14 protein-coding genes are annotated in these 16,842 nt (G+C 72.1%); 10 read left to right on the top strand and 4 right to left on the bottom strand.

Features of this window, described 5'->3' with window-relative positions; translation table 11 throughout:
- Positions 1 to 13: 13 nt before the first annotated feature.
- The gene (locus OG896_RS35585; RefSeq protein WP_329372008.1) at positions 14 to 520 is read right to left on the bottom strand and encodes a hypothetical protein; all 507 of its coding nucleotides are present in this window, start codon (positions 518 to 520) and stop codon (positions 14 to 16) included.
- Positions 521 to 746: 226 nt separating this feature from the next.
- Between OG896_RS35585 and OG896_RS35580 the strand changes: the two genes are divergently transcribed.
- The 7 genes from OG896_RS35580 (at position 747) to OG896_RS35550 (ending at position 9,954) form a co-directional block, all read left to right on the top strand.
- The gene (locus OG896_RS35580; protein WP_329372005.1) at positions 747 to 1,493 is read left to right on the top strand and encodes a FadR/GntR family transcriptional regulator; all 747 of its coding nucleotides are present in this window, start codon (positions 747 to 749) and stop codon (positions 1,491 to 1,493) included.
- 172 nt (positions 1,494 to 1,665) lie between these two features.
- Complete coding sequence (locus tag OG896_RS35575) at positions 1,666 to 3,288, top strand: amino acid permease (RefSeq protein WP_329372004.1); 1,623 nt, start codon at positions 1,666 to 1,668, stop codon at positions 3,286 to 3,288.
- Complete coding sequence (locus OG896_RS35570; RefSeq protein ID WP_329372002.1) at positions 3,285 to 4,643, top strand: glutamine synthetase family protein; 1,359 nt, start codon at positions 3,285 to 3,287, stop codon at positions 4,641 to 4,643. The genes OG896_RS35575 and OG896_RS35570 overlap by 4 nt, the downstream gene beginning before the upstream one ends.
- Complete coding sequence (locus OG896_RS35565) at positions 4,640 to 5,368, top strand: gamma-glutamyl-gamma-aminobutyrate hydrolase family protein (RefSeq protein WP_329372000.1); 729 nt, start codon at positions 4,640 to 4,642, stop codon at positions 5,366 to 5,368. Before OG896_RS35570 ends, OG896_RS35565 begins: the two co-directional genes overlap by 4 nt.
- Before the next feature lie 148 nt (positions 5,369 to 5,516).
- Positions 5,517 to 6,932, top strand: coding sequence for an aldehyde dehydrogenase family protein (locus OG896_RS35560; protein WP_329371997.1), 1,416 nt, complete (start codon positions 5,517 to 5,519; stop codon positions 6,930 to 6,932).
- Between the two features lie 4 nt (positions 6,933 to 6,936).
- On the top strand, positions 6,937 to 7,710 hold the full coding sequence (locus tag OG896_RS35555; protein WP_329371995.1) for a 3-oxoacyl-ACP reductase: 774 nt from the start codon (positions 6,937 to 6,939) through the stop codon (positions 7,708 to 7,710).
- Positions 7,711 to 7,884: 174 nt separating this feature from the next.
- Positions 7,885 to 9,954, top strand: coding sequence for a phosphocholine-specific phospholipase C (locus OG896_RS35550; RefSeq protein ID WP_329371992.1), 2,070 nt, complete (start codon positions 7,885 to 7,887; stop codon positions 9,952 to 9,954).
- Positions 9,955 to 9,983: 29 nt separating this feature from the next.
- On the opposite strand, the gene OG896_RS35545 is transcribed toward OG896_RS35550, so the two are convergent.
- Genes OG896_RS35545 through OG896_RS35535 form a run of 3 tightly spaced genes read right to left on the bottom strand, consistent with a single transcriptional unit; the run spans position 9,984 to position 13,397 of the window.
- The gene (locus tag OG896_RS35545) at positions 9,984 to 10,736 is read right to left on the bottom strand and encodes a succinate dehydrogenase/fumarate reductase iron-sulfur subunit (RefSeq protein WP_329371991.1); all 753 of its coding nucleotides are present in this window, start codon (positions 10,734 to 10,736) and stop codon (positions 9,984 to 9,986) included.
- Complete coding sequence (locus tag OG896_RS35540; protein ID WP_329371989.1) at positions 10,733 to 12,682, bottom strand: fumarate reductase/succinate dehydrogenase flavoprotein subunit; 1,950 nt, start codon at positions 12,680 to 12,682, stop codon at positions 10,733 to 10,735. Before OG896_RS35540 ends, OG896_RS35545 begins: the two co-directional genes overlap by 4 nt.
- A gap of 10 nt (positions 12,683 to 12,692) precedes the next feature.
- Positions 12,693 to 13,397 (bottom strand): succinate dehydrogenase, encoded by a 705-nt coding sequence (locus tag OG896_RS35535; RefSeq protein ID WP_329371987.1) that lies wholly within the window; start codon positions 13,395 to 13,397, stop codon positions 12,693 to 12,695.
- Between the two features lie 93 nt (positions 13,398 to 13,490).
- Here OG896_RS35535 and OG896_RS35530 point away from each other — a divergent pair, with 93 nt between their 5' ends.
- From OG896_RS35530 to OG896_RS35520, 3 genes are all read left to right on the top strand, one after another.
- Positions 13,491 to 14,378, top strand: coding sequence for a LysR family transcriptional regulator (locus tag OG896_RS35530; protein ID WP_329371986.1), 888 nt, complete (start codon positions 13,491 to 13,493; stop codon positions 14,376 to 14,378).
- Between the two features lie 336 nt (positions 14,379 to 14,714).
- A complete protein-coding gene (locus tag OG896_RS35525) occupies positions 14,715 to 15,971 on the top strand; it encodes a helix-turn-helix domain-containing protein (RefSeq protein ID WP_329371985.1) in 1,257 nt (418 codons plus the stop codon).
- A 126-nt stretch (positions 15,972 to 16,097) separates the two neighbouring features.
- Positions 16,098 to 16,802, top strand: coding sequence for a hypothetical protein (locus OG896_RS35520; protein WP_329371984.1), 705 nt, complete (start codon positions 16,098 to 16,100; stop codon positions 16,800 to 16,802).
- Positions 16,803 to 16,842: the final 40 nt, after the last annotated feature.

Below are 16,842 nucleotides of genomic sequence, written 5' to 3'. Positions count from 1 at the left end.
CGGTCCGCCCGGGTCAACCGGACGGCGCGCCGGCCCTCGGCGGGCAGTCGTGCCGGGCGCCGGTCAGCCCCATGACGTTCAGCACCGGCTCCCCGTCGTCGGGGATCTCGAAGGTGAAGGTCGCGCCGCTGGGCGTGGCGGTGAGCGCGCACTGGCTGCCGAAGGTGAGGCCGGCGCACGGCTCCCAGGGGCAGCCGGCCCGGTCGAGGGCGTCCACCACGTCCCGGTGGGTGAGGTGGGCCGGGAACGCCTGCGACCTTCCGGGGACGGTGGAGGGCAGTTCGATCACGTCGCGCCAGGTCTGGACGCAGATCGGCGACCCGACTCTTTGGCAGCGGCAGACGGTCAGTTCGAGGTCGCCGTACGCGTACAGGCGCGGCCACCGGCCCGGCTCGCCCCTCGCGCCGGCGTCCCACGGCTCGCCGAAGGCCGCGGTCACCTCGTCCCAGCCGGCGCCGACCTGCACCGGTCCCCACCGGCCCGTCGTCGCCATGCCGGCCAGGATGTCGGGTATCGCCACGCGGAGATCATGGCATCCGGCCCGGCCGCACTCCCCCGCTTTTCCGGCCCGGCGCCACCAGCCGGCGTCAATGGCCCGTAATAGATCCATTACGGTCGCGGTACCCGCGGACCCGGGGCCGGGGCGGCGGCGGGCAGCTTCGGGGTGCGGCGGGCGCCGGGCCGGCCGGCGGCGGGCGCTTCCGGAGTGCGGCACGTGGGCGGCGGATGGGCGGAGAATGGGACGCATGAGCGAGATGCCCGAGCCGGCCGGTGCCGGCACGCTGAGCGGTGCCGCGTTCTTCCGGCCCGTCCGGGCCGGCAACGCGTTCGAGGAGACCGTCGAGCGGCTGCTCCAGGTGATCAAGCTGGGAGTGGTCGCGCACGGCGAACGGCTGCCGCCGCAAAGGGAGTTGGCGGAGCGCTTCAACGTCAGCAGGGTGACCCTGCGCGAGGCGCTGGGCTCGCTGGAGCAGGCCGGTTACGTGGAGTCGCGGCGCGGTCGTACCGGCGGGACCTTCGTCCTGCACCGGGCCGGCGGCCAGGACGGCCCGGGGCCGGGGCGGATGGCCGAGCGCGCGCCGGACGAGCTGGAGGACACCCTCGCCTACCGCCAGGCGCTGGAGATCGGCGCGGCCGAACTCGCCGCCAGCCGCACGCTGCGCCCCGAGGAGCGCCGCCACCTGGACAACCGGCTGCGGGACACGCACAGTTGCGACCCGGTCGACTACCGGCAGATGGACTCGCGCTTCCACCTGGCGATCGCCGAGCTGAGCGGTTCACGGTCGCTGGCCGCGAGCATCGCCGACACCCGGATGCGGCTCAACGACCTGCTCAACGCGATCCCGCTGCTGGAGCGGAACATCGAGCACTCCCAGGCCCAGCACGCCCGGATCGTGGCGGCGATACTCGGCGGCGACCCGGCCACGGCCCGCCGGGCAGCCGAGGAGCACCTGGCCGCCACCGCGTCGCTGCTGCGCGGCTTCCTCGGCTGAAAGGCGTTCCGGCCGTTCAACGCCCGGCGCGGACAAGGCTCTTGACGGCGTACCTGGCGGAGTGAGACGGTCTCCCACCTAATGGACCAGCTTCATTCCATTGACCAGCTCGGGAGATGCCCCGGCCGCACCCGCGGTGCTCCGACCACGCCAACCTCCCCAGAAGGTGCCCATGTCTGTCCCCCGCCCACCAGACGACACCGAACCCTCCCCCACACCCTCTGACGCCGCCGTCCCCGCGCCCTCCGACACTCCCTCTGACGCCGCCGTCCCCGCGCCCCGCGGCGCGGCCCCCTCCTCCGACGAGCAGCGGCTGCGCGAACTCGGCTACGTCCAGGAGCTGGCCCGCTCCATGTCGGGCTTCTCCAACTTCGCCGTCTCCTTCTCCATCGTCTCGATCCTCTCCGGCTGCCTGACCCTCTACGGCTTCGGCATGAACACCGGCGGCCCCGCGCTCATCACCTGGGGCTGGCCGGTCGTCGGGCTGATGACCCTGTGCGTGGGCCTGTCCATGGCCGAGATCTGCTCCAGCTACCCGACCGCCGGCGGCCTGTACTACTGGGCGGCGAAGCTGGCCCCCTCCCGGGCGCCGGCGTGGAGCTGGTTCACCGGCTGGTTCAACTTCCTCGGCCAGGTCGCGGTCACCGCGGGCATCGACTACGGCGCCGCCACCTTCCTCAACGCCCTGCTGGACCTCCAGTTCGGCCTGTCGGCCACGCCCGCCCACACCGTGGAGATCTTCGCGGTGATCCTCGTGGCGCACGGCCTGCTCAACACCCTGGGCGTGCGGCTGGTCGCGCTCTTCAACGACGTCAGCGTCTGGTGGCACCTGCTCGGCGTGCTGATCATCGTCGGCGTGCTGGTGTTCGTGCCCGACCACCACTCCTCCGCGTCCTTCGTCTTCGGCAAGTTCGTCAACGACACCGGCTTCCACAGCCCGTTCTACGTCGCGATGCTCGGCCTGCTGCTGGCGCAGTACACCCTCACCGGCTACGACGCCTCCGCGCACATGACCGAGGAGACCCACGACGCCGCCCGCTCCGGCCCGCGCGGCATCGTCAACGCGATCGTGGTCTCGCTGGTGGCCGGCTGGGTCCTGCTGCTCGGCCTCACCTTCGCCATCCAGAACTACGACGGCGAGCGGACCAGCGGCAGCGGGGTGCCGCCGGCCCAGATCTTCATCGACGCCATCGGGCACACCGGTGCCAAGCTCCTGCTGCTGATCGTGATCGGCGCCCAGTTCTTCTGCGGGATGGCCTCGGTCACCGCCAACTCCCGGATGATCTACGCGTTCTCGCGGGACGGCGCGCTGCCCGGGTCGCGGCTGTGGCACCGGATCAACCCGCGCACCCAGACCCCGACCAGCGCCGTGTGGCTGGCCGCGGGCGGCGCGTTCCTGCTCGGCCTGCCGGCGCTGTGGAACTCCACCGCCTACGCCGCGGTCACCTCGGTCTCGGTGATCGGCCTCTACATCGCCTACGTCATCCCGGTGTACCTGCGGCTGCGGCAGGGCGACACGTTCGTGCGCGGGCCGTGGCATCTGGGGCGCTGGAGCCGTCCGATCGGTACCGTGGCGGTGGGCTGGACGGCGCTGATCACCGTGCTGTTCATGCTTCCCACCGTCAGCCCGATCACCGCCCTCAGCTTCAACTACACCCCGGTCGCGGTGGCCGTCGTGCTGGGCTTCGCGGGGGTGTGGTGGCTGGTCTCGGCCCGGCGCTGGTTCACCGGTCCCCGGGTGCAGAGCAGCCTCCAGGAGTCCGACCTCGTCGCGAGCGATGTGGAGAAAAGTTGAGCAGCGTCCGCCTCACCTTCGACGATCTGCGCGAGCGCGTCGCGGCCGGCGCCGTCGACACCGTCGTGCTGGCGATGACCGACATGCAGGGCCGCCTCCAGGGCAAGCGCGTCGCCGCCGACTTCTTCCTGTCCGACGTGGTGCCGAACGCGGCGGACGGCTGCGGCTACCTGCTGACCGTCGACGTCGACATGAACACCGTCGACGGCTACGCCCTCTCCTCCTGGGAGGGCGGCTACGGCGACCTCGTGCTCGCGCCGGACCTCGACACCCTGCGGATGGTGCCCTGGCACCCGGCGACCGCCATGGTCCAGTGCGACGTCACCCACCACGACGGCACCGCGGTCGGCGTCTCGCCCCGGCAGGTGCTGCGCCGCCAGCTCGACCGCCTCGCCGAGCACGGCTGGCACGCCTACGCGGGCACGGAACTGGAGTTCATCGCCTTCCGCGACACCTACGAGCAGGCGTGGGAGAGCGACTACCACCGGCTGACCCCGGTCAACCAGTACAACGTCGACTACTCCATCCTCGGCACCTCCCGGATCGAGCCGCTGCTGCGCCGTATCCGCAACGGGATGGCCGGCGCGGGCCTGACCGTGGAGTCGGCGAAGGGCGAGTGCAACCCCGGGCAGCACGAGATCGCCTTCAAGTACGGCCCGGCGCTGGCCACTTGCGACGACCACGCGGTGTACAAGACCGGCGCGAAGGAGATCGCCGCGCAGGACGGCGTGAGCCTCACCTTCATGGCCAAGTACGACGAGCGGGAGGGCAACTCCTGCCACATCCACCTGAGCCTGCGCGACGACGAGGGCCGCCCGGTGCTGGCGGGCGAGCGCCCGCACGGCTTCTCGACGGTGATGGAGCACTTTTTGGCCGGTCAGCTCGCCTGCCTGGCCGACTTCGCGCTGCTGCTCGCGCCGAACGTCAACTCCTACAAGCGCTACGTCGAGGGCAGTTTCGCGCCCACCGCGATCGCCTGGGGCCGCGACAACCGCACCTGCGCGCTGCGGGTGGTCGGCCACGGGCCGTCGCTGCGGTTCGAGAACCGGGTGCCGGGCGGGGACGTCAACCCGTATCTGGCGGTGGCCGCGCTCGTCGCGGCCGGGCTGTACGGCGTCGAGCACGAGCTGCCGCTGGAACCGGAGTTCACCGGCAACGCGTACGCCTCCGCGGCCCCGCGGGTCCCGGCCACCCTGCGCGACGCGGTCGACGCCTTCGAGCGCAGCGACCGCGCCGTGTCGGCCTTCGGCCCGGACGTCGTCGACCACTACGTACACGCCGGCCGGACCGAACTGGCCGCCTTCGACCGGGCGGTGACCGACTGGGAGCGGCGCCGCGGATTCGAGCGGCTGTGACCCGCCGCCCCCGCCGCCCGCTGATCGGCATCACCGGCTACCTGGACGACGCCGCCTGGGGCGTCTGGCGGCAGCCCGCCGCCCTCGTCCCGCACACCTACGTCGAGTCCGTCACCCGCGCGGGCGGCACCGCGGTCGTGCTGCCGCCGCAGGCCGACGGCGCCGGCGACGTGCTCGACCGGCTCGACGGGCTGCTGCTCGCGGGCGGGCCCGACGTGGACCCGGCGCGGTACGGCGCGGCGCCGCATCCGCGCACGGGCGCACCGCACGAGGCCCGCGACGCCTGGGAGTTCGGCCTGCTGGCCGGCGCGCTGGACCGGGACCTGCCGGTGCTCGCGGTGTGCCGCGGGATGCAGGTGCTCAACGTCGCGCTCGGCGGCGCGCTGGTCCAGCACCTGCCGGACCGGGTCGGCGACAGCGCGCACCAGCCGGCCCCGGCGACGTTCGGACGGCGGACGGTACGCACCCGGCCGGGCAGCTTCCTGCACGGCGTCCTCGGCGCCACTTCCGAGGTGTCCTGCTACCACCACCAGGCGGTCGGCGCCCTCGGTACGGGGCTGCTGCCCGCGGCCTGGAGCGAGGACGAGACCGTGGAGGCGCTCGAACGGCCCGGCGGCGGGTTCGCCGTCGGCGTCCAGTGGCACCCGGAGGCGGACGCGGCCGACCCGCGCCTGTTCACCGCGTTCGTCGCGGCGGTCCGGGGAGCCCGGGGAAGCGCGCCATGACGCCGGCCGCACGGGCGTACGGCCCGGCCGGTCGTCCCCCCGGAGACGGGCGCCGGACCCGGACCCGCACGGCTCGCCGCACTCGGAGCCGCACCCGCACCCACACCGCTCACCGTATCGACCGCTCCCAGGACAGGGTGGACAGCTGATGCCCCGACCAGACACCGCCGCGGCGGACACCACCGCACCGGACGTGGCCGCCGAGCCGTGGCCGGTGGTGAACCCGGCCACCGAGGAGATCCTCAGCACCGTGCCGATGGCCGACCTGGCCGGGACGGACGCGGTGATCGCCCGCAGCCGCGCCGCGTTCGCGACCTGGCGCCGGGTGGCACCGGCCGACCGGGCCCGGCTGCTGCGGGCGTTCGCCGCCGCCGTGGACGCCGACCGCGCGCACCTGGCGGAGCTGGAGGTCGCCAACTCCGGCCACACGCTGGGCAACGCGCAGTGGGAGGCGGCCAACGTCCGCGACGTCATCGAGTACTACGCCGCCGCGCCCGAACGGCACTCCGGTCGCCAGATCCCGGTGGCCGGCGGCCTGGACGTCACCTTCCACGAGCCGCTCGGCGTGGTCGGCGTCATCGTGCCGTGGAACTTCCCGATGCCGATCGCCGGGTGGGCGCTGGCCCCCGCGCTGGCGGCCGGCAACACCGTGGTGCTCAAGCCGGCCGAGCTGACCCCGCTGACCGCCCTGCGGCTGGGCAGGCTGGCGCTGGAGGCGGGCCTGCCGCCGGGCGTGCTGGAGGTGCTGCCCGGCCGGGGCGACGTCGTGGGGCGGCGCTTCGTCACCCACCCGGACGTCCGCAAGGTCGTCTTCACCGGCTCCACCCGGGTCGGCAAGGAGATCATGGCGGGCTGCGCGGCCCAGGTGAAGCCGGTGACGCTGGAGTTGGGCGGGAAGAGCGCCAACATCGTCTTCGCGGACGCGGACCTGGCGAAGGCCGCCGCGACCGCGCCGTCCGCCGTCTTCGACAACGCCGGGCAGGACTGCTGCGCGCGTTCGCGGATTCTCGTCCAGCGCTCGGTGTTCGACGACTTCATGGCACGGCTGGAGCCCGCGGTGCGGGCGGTGCGGGTCGGTGACCCGGCCGATCCGGCCACCGAGATGGGGCCGTTGATCTCGGCCGCCCGGCGCGCCGCGGTCGCCGCCTACGTGCCCGAGGACGCCCCGGTCGCCTTCCGCGGCAGCGCCCCGGACGGCCCGGGCTTCTGGTTCCCGCCGACCGTGCTGGCCCCGGTGCGGCCCGACGACCGCGCGTTCACCGAGGAGATCTTCGGGCCGGTGGTGACCGTGGTCCCGTTCACCGACGAGGAGGACGCCGTACGCATCGCCAACGACACGTCCTACGGCCTGTCGGGTTCGATCTGGACCCGCGACGTGGGGCGGGCGATCCGGGTGGCGCGCGCCGTCGACGCGGGCAACCTGTCGGTCAACTCGCACTCCTCGGTGCGCTATTCGACCCCGTTCGGCGGGTTCAAGCAGTCCGGCCTCGGCCGCGAGCTGGGCCCGGACGCACTCGACGCCTTCACCGAGACCAAGAACGTCTTCATCGCCACGGAGGAATGAACCCATGACGCTCGCACCACGCCTGGACGGCCGCGTCGCCGTGATCACCGGAGCCGGCAGCGGCATCGGGCTGGCCAGCGCCCGCCGGATGGCCGCCGAGGGGGCCAAGGTGGTCTGCGTCGACGTGGACGCGGACACCGGCGCCGCCGCCGCGCAGGAGGTCGGCGGCCTGTTCGTCCGGGCCGACGTCACCGACGAGGACGCGGTACGCGGGATGTACGAGACGGCGGTCGCCACGTACGGGCGGCTCGACATCGCGTTCAACAACGCGGGGATCTCGCCGCCGGAGGACGACTCCATCCTCACCACCGGCCTGGAAGCCTGGCGCCGGGTGCAGGAGGTGAACCTGACCAGCGTCTACCTGTGCTGCAAGTACGCCATCCCGCACATGCAGCGGCAGGGCAAGGGCTCGGTCATCAACACGGCGTCGTTCGTGGCGGTGATGGGCGCGGCGACCTCGCAGATCTCGTACTCCGCGTCCAAGGGCGCCGTGCTCTCCATGAGCCGGGAGCTGGGGGTGCAGTTCGCCCGCGAGGGCATCCGGGTCAACGCGCTGTGCCCCGGGCCGGTCAACACCCCGCTGCTGCGGGAGCTGTTCGCCAAGGACCCGGAGCGGGCCGCCCGCCGCCTGGTGCACATCCCGCTCGGCCGGTTCGCCGAACCGGAGGAAGTGGCGGCCTCGGTGGCGTTCCTGGCGAGCGACGACTCGTCGTTCATCACGGCGTCCACCTTCCTGGTCGACGGCGGGATCTCGGGGGCCTATGTGACGCCGCAGTAGCGGCCGGGGCGCGCGGGGCCGGCGGCCAGGCGCCGGCGGCCCGACGCACGCCATCGGGCGCACGCGGTCGGGCGCACGCGGTCCGACATCGTGTTCGACGCACCCTGTTCGGCGCCGTCCCACGTGATGCACCCTGTCCCAGGCACCCCACAACCCAACGGAACGGCGGATCACATGAATGACGTCAGTCGCAGGAAGTTCATGGCCCTGTCGGCGGCAGCGGCCGCGGCGGCGACCGTCGGCGGCGCGGCGGACGCCACCGCCGCGGCCGCCCCCGGCGACGCGCCGGCCGCGGCACCGGCGGCCACCGGAACGCTGACCGACGCCAAGCACATCGTGATCCTCATGCAGGAGAACCGCTCCTTCGACCACTACTTCGGCACGCTGAAGGGCGTCCGCGGCTTCGCCGACCGCAGCGCGATCCAGGTCGCGGGCGGCTACAGCGTCTTCAACCAGCCCAACGGCGCCGGCCGGCAGTACCCGTGGCAGTTCAGCGCCACCGAGCCGGCCGGCGGCGCCGACCCCGAGCGGCTGGCGCAGTGCAGCGGCGACCTCGCGCACGGCTGGGCGGACCAGCACGCGGCGTGGAACGGCGGCCGGATGGACGGCTGGGTCGCCGCCAAGGGCAACGTCCGCACCCTCGGCTACCTCAACCGCGACGACATCCCCTTCCACTACGCGCTCGCCGACAACTACACCGTCTGCGACGCCTACTTCAGCTCCACGCTCAGCGCCACCGGCCCCAACCGCACCTTCCACTGGAGCGGCCAGATCGACCCGGACGGCCGGAGCGGCGGCCCCGCCTACGACGGCGGCTCGGAGTCGGGGCTGCGCTGGCAGACCTACGCCGAGGCGCTCCAGGACGCCGGGGTGAGCTGGAAGGTCTACCAGAACGCGGCGGACAACTTCACCGACAACGCCCTCGCCTACTTCACGCAGTTCACCTCCGCGGCCGCCGGCACCCCGCTGCACGACCGGGGCATGGGCTCGGTGCCCAAGGTGACCGGGAAGACCCCGGACGACATCGCCGCCGCGATCAAGGCCGACGTCCTGGCGGGCACCCTCCCCCAGGTCTCCTGGGTGGTGGCCGACGAGGGCTCCTCCGAGCACCCGTACGCGACACCGGCCGACGGCGCGCACTTCGTGCACATGGTCATCGACGCGCTGGGCGCCGACCCGGCCGTCTACAACTCCTCGATCCTCTTCCTCAACTACGACGAGAACGACGGCTTCTTCGACCACGTGCCGCCGCCGGTCCCGGTGGACGGCACCGCCGGCGAGTTCTGGACCGGCACCCCCGTCGGGCTCGGCGTCCGGGTGCCGATGATCGCGATATCCCCCTGGAGCAGGGGCGGTTGGGTCGACTCCGAGGTCTTCGACCACACCTCGGTGCTGCGCTTCCTGGAGACCTGGACCGCGGCCCTGGGCACCCCCGCCACATGCCCGAACATCAGCGCCTGGCGCCGCGCGGTCTGCGGCGACCTCACCTCGGCGTTCGACTTCGCCCACCCGGTGCCCGGGCTGCCCTCGCTGCCCGACACCTCGGCCGTGATCGGCGAGTCCACCTGCGCGCCGCTGCCCAACCCGGCGCCGGTGACCAACGCGCTGCCCGCGCAGGAGTCCGGCACCCGACCGGCCCGCGCGCTGCCGTACCAGCCGGGCGCCAACCTCGACCACATCGAGTTCGACGCCGGCGGCGTGACCCAGGTCTGGCTGGCGATGGACAACACCGACGCCCGCTCCACCCGCACGGTGCACTTCGCCGCCTACGCCAACGCCCACCGCGGTGGCGGCCCCTGGCAGTACACCGTCGCCGCGGGCAGCGCCACCAGCGACTTCTTCAACTGCGGCCCCGGCTACGGCGACGGGAAGTACGACCTCAGCGTGGTCGGCCCCAACCGCTTCCTGCGCCGCTTCCAGGGCGACACCACCGCGCCGGGCAAGGACGTCGCCGTCACGTCCTCCTACGCCGTCACCAGCAGCACCGGCAAGCTCGCGCTCTGGTTCGACCTCGCCAACAACGGCTCCGCACCGGTCACGTTCACCATCGCCAGCGGCAACTACCGCACCGACGGCCCCTGGACGTACCAGGTCCCGGCCGGCGGGCATGTGGCCGACTACTTCAACGCGGTGGCCTACTTCAACGGCTGGTACGACATGACGGTGACGGTCAGCAGCGACCCGAGCTGGTCGCAGCGGTTCAGCGGCCACCTGGAGACCGGGCTGCCGAGCGTCAGCGGCTGACCGCCGGGGTCAGCCGCCGGCGGCCGGGGTCAACGGCTGCGCGCCGCATGGCGGTTGGCGCGCAGCCACTCCTTGTTCATCGAGGTGATCGACAGCAGCGGGATGCCCTTGGGGCAGGCGGTGGCGCACTCGCCGGTGAGCGTGCAGCCGCCGAAGCCCTCGGCGTCCATCTGCCCGACCATGTCCAGCACGCGGCTCTCGCGCTCCGGTCCGCCCTGCGGGAGCGCGGCGAGGTGGTTGACCTTCGCGGAGGTGAAGAGCATCGCGGAGCCGTTGGGGCAGGCCGCGACGCAGGCGCCGCAGCCGATGCACTCGGCGTGCTCGAAGGCCCGGTCGGCGTCGGGCTTGGGCACGGGCGTGGCGTGTGCCTCGGGCGCGGCGCCGGTGGGCACCGAGACGTAGCCGCCGGCGGAGATGATCCGGTCGAAGGCGGAGCGGTCCACCACGAGGTCGCGGACGACCGGGAAGGCGGCCGCGCGCCAGGGTTCGACGTCGATGGTGTCGCCGTCGCGGAAGGACCGCATGTGCAGCTGGCAGCTGGTGGTGCGCTCGGGGCCGTGCGCGTCGCCGTTGATGACGACGCCGCACGCGCCGCAGATGCCCTCGCGGCAGTCGTGGTCGAAGGCGACCGGGTCCTCGCCGTCGAGGGTGAGGCGTTCGTTGAGGGTGTCGAGGACTTCGAGGAAGGACATGTCGGGCGAGACGCCGTCGACCTCGTAGGCGGTCATGGCACCGGGGGCGTCGGCGTTCTTCTGCCGCCAGATGCGCAGGGTGAGCCTCATGCGTAGCTCCGCTGGGTGGGGTGGACTTCGGTGAAGACGAGCTCTTCGCGGTGCAGCAGGGGCGGCGCTCCGGTGCCGGTGTACTCCCAGCCGGCGGCGTAGCTGAACTCGTCGTCGCGGCGGGCGGCCTCGCCGTCGGGGGTCTGCGACTCCTCGCGGAAGTGGCCGCCGCAGGACTCGGCGCGGTGCAGGGCGTCCAGGCACATGAGTTCGGCGAGTTCGAGGTAGTCCACCACGCGGTTGGCGCGCTCCAGGGACTGGTTGAACTCCGCCTCGGTGCCGGGCACCTTGATCCGGCGCCAGAACTCCTCGCGGATCTGCGGGATGCGCTCCAGGGCCTTGCGCAGGCCCTGCTCGGTGCGGGACATCCCGCAGAACTCCCACATCAGCTCGCCGAGTTCGCGGTGGAAGGAGTCGGCGGTGCGGTCGCCGTCGACGCTCACCAGCCGGTGCAGCCGCTCCTTGGTGCCGGCCATCGCCTCGACCACGGCGGGGTGTTCGGCGTCGACCGGGTCGGCGGCCGGGTGCCGGGCGAGGTAGTCGTTGAGGGTGGCGGGCAGCACGAAGTAGCCGTCGGCCAGGCCCTGCATGAGCGCGGACGCGCCGAGCCGGTTCGCGCCGTGGTCGGAGAAGTTGGCCTCGCCGATCGCGAACAGCCCGGGCACGGTGGTCTGCAGGTCGTAGTCCACCCACAGCCCGCCCATCGTGTAGTGCACGGCCGGGTAGATCCGCATCGGCACCTCGTACGGGTTCTCCGCGGTGATCCGCTCGTACATCTCGAAGAGGTTGCCGTACTTCTCCTCCACCGCGCGCCGGCCCAGCCGGGCGATGGCGTCGGCGAAGTCGAGGTAGACGCCCTGGCCGCCGGGGCCGACGCCGCGGCCCTCGTCGCAGACGTTCTTCGCGGCGCGGGAGGCGATGTCGCGCGGCACGAGGTTGCCGAACGAGGGGTAGATCCGCTCCAGGTAGTAGTCGCGTTCGGCCTCGGGGATCGCGGCGGGCGGGCGGGTGTCGCCCTGGGCCTTCGGCACCCAGATCCGGCCGTCGTTGCGCAGCGACTCGCTCATCAGCGTCAGCTTCGACTGGTGGTCGCCGGTGCGCGGGATGCAGGTGGGGTGGATCTGGGTGAAGCACGGGTTGGCGAAGTACGCGCCCCGGCGGTGGGCCCGCCAGATCGCGGTGGCGTTGGAGTTCATCGCGTTGGTCGACAGGTAGAAGACGTTGCCGTAGCCGCCGGAGGCGAGCACGACGGCGTCGGCGAGGTGGGTGCTGACCTCGCCGGTGACCAGGTCGCGGGCGACGATGCCGCGGGCCCGCCCGTCCACGACGACCAGGTCCAGCATCTCGGTGCGCGGATGGATCTCCACGTTGCCGGCCGCGATCTGCCGGGACAGCGCCTGGTAGGCGCCGAGCAGGAGTTGCTGGCCGGTCTGGCCACGGGCGTAGAAGGTGCGGGAGACCTGGACGCCGCCGAAGGAGCGGGTGTCGAGCAGGCCGCCGTACTCGCGGGCGAACGGCACGCCCTGCGCGACGCACTGGTCGATGATCTCCACCGAGATCTGCGCCAGCCGCCGCACGTTGGACTCGCGGGCGCGGAAGTCGCCGCCCTTGACGGTGTCGTAGAAGAGCCGGTGGATGGAGTCGCCGTCGTTGCGGTAGTTCTTCGCGGCGTTGATGCCGCCCTGCGCGGCGATGGAGTGGGCCCGGCGCGGGGAGTCCTGGTAGCAGAACTGCACGACGTGGTAGCCCTGTTCGGCGAGGGTGGCGCCCGCGGAGCCGCCGGCCAGCCCGGTGCCGACCACGATCACGGTGTGCTTGCGGCGGTTGGCGGGGTTGACCAGCTTCGCGGTGAAGCGGCGGGTGTCCCAGCGGTCCTCGATCGGCCCGTCGGGGGCCTTGCTGTCGGCGATGGGCGCGCCGGTGCCGTAGCGGGTGTAGTCGGTCAACTCGGCTCCCTCAGTGGACGGTTCCGGTCATGACGCCGACCGGTACGGCGATGAAGCCGGCCGTCAGCAGGACCGCGAGGCCGGTGGCGGTGGCCTTCAGCGCACGGTCACGGCGGCGGTTGCCCGCGCCGAGCGTCTGCGCGGCGCTCCAGAAGCCGTGCTGGATGTGCAGGCCGAGCGCGAGCATCGCCACGATGTAGATGACGTCGCCGTACCAGGTGTGGAAGGTCGCCTCGACGTTCTGGTACGGGTGCCCGGGTTGGGCGTTGCGGTTGACGGTGAGCGTGGTCAGGTCCAGCAGGTGCCAGACGATGAACAGCGCGAGGATCACTCCGCCCCAGCGCATGGTGCGGGTGGCGTAGCTGGAGCGGGCCTTGCGGTGGGCGTAGCCGACCGGACGGGCCCGCAGGTCGCGGCGGCTGAGCTGGTAGGCGGTCACGCCGTGCGCGACGACCGCGACGACGAGGACCACCCGGATGATCCACAGCGCCCACTCGTAGTGCAGCGCGGGCTCGCCGAGGGTGCGCAGCCAGTGCGCGTACCCGTTGTAGTCGTCGGCGCCGAAGAAGATCTTGAGGTTGCCGAGCATGTGGGCGACCAGGTAGAGCAGCATGACCAGCCCGCTCACCGCCATGACCGCTTTCTTGCCGACGGTGGAGTCCCAGGCCGTTTTCAGCGTGGGCGGCCGCCGGTATGTCCGCGTTGCCAATGCCATGGACACGACGGTAGGGCGCCGACCGATGAGTGGTCCAAGACATGATCCGGCTCGTTTCCATAGCGAACGCCTATGAAGGCGTACGCTGAGGGCATGCAGTTCCAGCAGCTCGCGTACTTCGTGGCAGTCGCGGAGACGCGGCACTTCACCCGCGCCGCGGAGGCCGTCCACGTTTCGCAGCCGTCGTTGTCCCAGCAGATCAGGGCGCTGGAGAAGGAGCTGGGGGCGCCGCTGTTCAGCCGGGCGCGCGGCAACATCGCGCTCACCGACGCCGGGGAGGCGCTGCTGCCGCTGGCGGTGCGCATCCTCGCCGACGCGGACACCGCGCGGCACGAGGTGCTGGAGCTGGCGCAGTTGCGCAGCGGCCGGGTGCGGCTGGGCGCCACGCCCAGCCTGTGCACGGGGCTGCTGCCGGTCGTGCTGCGCGCCTTCCACGACCGGCACCCCGGAATCCGGCTGCTGCTGGAGGAGGGCGGCTCCCACGACCTGGTCCGCGAGCTGGCCCGCGGGGCGCTCGACCTCGCGCTGGTGGTGCTGCCGCTGCCCAGCCCCTCCCCCGCGCTCACCACGGTCGAGCTGTTCCAGGAGGACCTGGTCGCCGTCTCCGCGGTCGGCGCGGACCCGCCGCCCACGCCGCTGCGGATCGAGGATCTGCGCGGGCAGCCGATGGTGATGTTCCGGCACGGGTACGACTTGCGGGACCTGACGCTCGGCGCGTGCCGCGCCGCCGGTTTCGAGCCGACCTTCACGGTCGAGGGCGGCGAGATGGACGCGGTGCTGGGGTTCGTACGGGCCGGGCTCGGGATCGGGGTGGTGCCCTCCATGGTGGCCGCCCGGGCCGGCGACGGCCTGCGCGTCACGCCGCTGGCCCGCCCCGGCCTACGGCGCACCGTCGCGCTCGCGCACCGCAGCGATGTGGCTCCGCCGCGGGCCGCGCGGGTGCTCCAGCAGGTCATCCTCTCCGAGGCGCCTCCCCGGTGACCCGACCCCCGGGGTGGTCCGTCCTGCCGGCCCCGGGACCGCCCGCCGTCCGGTGGGGAGCCGACCGCGGTGCCCCCGCGCCCTCGATTTCGCGCGGCTCCCCCGCGGTGGAGTCGCACGAATAGTGTGTGCCGACGGGCAGGCTCAACAACCTGCCCGAGTTGCCGGAAAGCGTACGGCCCCCTGACCATGCCCGGCCCCGCACCCGGGCAGGACACCGGCCCAACACCCTCCAGCCGGCCGCGTTCCCACCGCGCACCACCCACGTTGCGTGGTCTTTTGCCCGTGGTTGCCCCTGCCCAACGGCCTTACTCTGAATGGTGAAAGGGGGTCGCCATGACCGCAGATCTCGGCGACAACGTCCGCAGGTACCGGCGTATGGCCGGACTCAGTCAGGAACAGCTTGCCGACGAAGCCGAACTGTCCACCGGCACCATTCAAAAAGTCGAACAGGGCGGCAGCGTCCGTATCGAAACCCTCCACATCATCGCCCGCGCTCTGGGCATCAGGACTTCCCAGCTTCTCGCCGAAGACCCGCCCAATCCGCAACGGCATGTCCCAGGCGAACGCCTCAGTCTCCAGGCCCTGCGTATCGCCCTGACCCCGCCTCTCGCGCTGACCCTCACGGCAGACTCCCCCGCACCGTCAGCCGACGAGGAGCCCAGCTTGAACCGGTTGCGGCGCAGGACGCAGGATGCCGCCCTGCTCTACCCGGCCGGACGGTACGAAAGCCTCGCCGCCGTCCTGCCCGGTCTGGTCCGCGACGCCGACGCCGCCGTCACCTACTACAGCGATGGTGAGGAACGTCAGCACGCGCTGCTGGCCCGCGTGGACGTGCTGGGTCTGACCGGCCGGTACCTCACCCAGGTCCGCCAGTTCGACATCGCGCACGCCGCGATCCGGGCCGCGATCACCGACGCACGTAGCGCCCAAGACCCCCAGGTGACAGCCGCTCAGGTACGGGGGCTGTGTTTCGTGCTGTTGCGGACCGGCCGGTTCGACGAAGCCGAGGACGCCGCAGTCCGGGCCATGGACCTGGTGGAGCCCAAACTCATGGACTCCGAACCTGGCCAATACGCCGTGTGGGGTGCTGTCGCGATGGAGGCCGCCGCAGCAGCTGTCCGCAACAACCGGCCGAAGGAAGCAAAGGAATACCGCCGCGCAGCATCTGTCGCCGCCGCCGCTATCGGACGCCAGCACGAATATGACTTGCATGGCATCGAAGGCCCTTTCGGTCCCGTCACAGCAGCCATGAAGTCCGTGGAAGACGTGATGGTCATCGGCGACGTACGAACGGTCGTACGCAGAGCCGAAAACGAAGAAGCACTTTCCCCAAAAACGTGGAAGCGCACAGGAGGCCCGAGCCGTGGCGATCGCAACCGGTTCGCCCTGGACGTGACCCGCGCTTACGCCCGCACCGGCGACACGACGCGCGCGGGAGAGGACCTGCACCGTCTCTACCGCACAGCGCCCGAATGGCTGCTCCACCAGAAGGCCGCCGTCGACGCCTGGCAGGAGATCGCCGCCAAGCGCAAGCGCAGCCTCCCCGCCGAGATGCGCGAAGTAGGCCGCCACCTGGGCATCATCGGCTGACTGCAACGCAGCGGGGCCGTTCATGACGCCACATCGGGAAAGCCGATCCCGCGCAGGTCCCACTCTCCCCGACCCCCCCTCTTACGGTGTGCACACGTTGAACCGCACAGCGTGAGAGGAACGGTGATGACACACCGTACAGAAGCAGAGCACCAGCGCCGCCGCGACCTCGCCGACGCGGCAGCCGGGATCACGCCGCGCTTGACCGAGGCCCTTCTCGACGCCTTGTGTGTGGCCCGCAGTCGGGGTGACCGCCTGTCGCCCCCCGCGCCGACCCTCGACAGCCCGGAAGAGCTCACCGAAGCCGCCGCACGGGGCTTTTCCCCGTTCCGGCCGGGGCTCCCCCGTCACTGGGCGTCCGGCGTCAACGACCAGCACGGGCGCGGCCTGGCTCTCGTAGCGAGTCTGACCGAGCGCTGGGGCGCCGAACCCTGCCAACGCGCGCAGCGCTTCATCTGCGGCAGGCGGACGCTGGTGCCGGACGAGCTGGTGCGTACGGTGCTCAGCCTGGTGAAGGCGGACGACGTGTACGCGTACACCCGGGAGGACATGTTCGCGACGCTCGTGTGCACGATCGAGGTGCACCGAGGGCCGATTCACTACGGTGCGGCGCTCAACCTGCGCGGGCCGGAGGCCGGCACGCTGTGGGCGCTGTGGCGGGACGGCGGCACCCCGAGCGCCGTGATCGAGATACCGGACTGCCCGGCCGGGCGGGAAGTGGACAGCCCGTGCAGCGAGTTCGAGGGGCACCCGGGCGGGCACAGCTGGGAGCTGGACGACCCGCCCCGTATGCCCACGGCTTTTCCGCTGGAGCGGCGGCCGCCGTCTTAGGCGATCGCCGCTGTCCACCTGAATGACAAGGAACGAGAAT

The organism is Streptomyces sp. NBC_00669 (assembly GCF_036226785.1).
GTDB lineage: Bacteria > Actinomycetota > Actinomycetes > Streptomycetales > Streptomycetaceae > Actinacidiphila.
This window is presented reverse-complemented; position numbering and strand designations above follow the sequence as displayed.